This window comes from Saccharothrix sp. NRRL B-16314 (genome assembly GCF_000716595.1).
Lineage (GTDB): Bacteria > Actinomycetota > Actinomycetes > Mycobacteriales > Pseudonocardiaceae > Actinosynnema.
On sequence record NZ_JNXC01000114.1, the window covers coordinates 1 to 458 of the forward strand.

The 458-nt window shown below is 64.2% G+C and carries 2 protein-coding genes; both read left to right on the forward strand.

Annotated elements, in window-relative coordinates; genetic code table 11:
• The coding region (locus OQ02_RS43425) for a hypothetical protein (protein ID WP_156077621.1) at positions 1-159 on the forward strand (159 nt) is incomplete at its 5' end.
• The coding region (locus OQ02_RS39270) for a 2Fe-2S iron-sulfur cluster-binding protein (protein ID WP_033443764.1) at positions 159-458 on the forward strand (300 nt) is incomplete at its 3' end. The genes OQ02_RS43425 and OQ02_RS39270, both read left to right, overlap by 1 nt.

The window sequence follows — 458 nt, forward strand, 5'->3', positions numbered from 1 at the left end:
GGTCACTACCGCGAGGACTACCCGAACCGCGACGACGTCAACTTCATGCGTCACACCATGGCGTACCGCGAGGTCGGCGAGGACGGCTCCGAGACCGTCCGTCTCGACTACAAGCCGGTCGTGACGACCCGCTACCAGCCGATGGAGCGTAAGTACTGATGGCTACCCCCGTACTGGACAAGGTGGAGAAGGACTCCGCGGCCTCCCCGTACATCACGGTCACGATGCGGATCCGCCGCTTCAACCCCGAGGTGTCGGACGCGTCGGTCTGGGAGGACTTCCAGATCGAGATCGACCCGAAGGAGCGCGTGCTCGACGCCCTCCACAAGATCAAGTGGGACGTCGACGGCACCCTGACCTTCCGCCGCTCGTGCGCGCACGGCATCTGCGGCTCGGACGCGATGCGGATCAACGGCAAGAACAGGCTCGCCTGCAAGACGCTGATCAAGGACATCAAC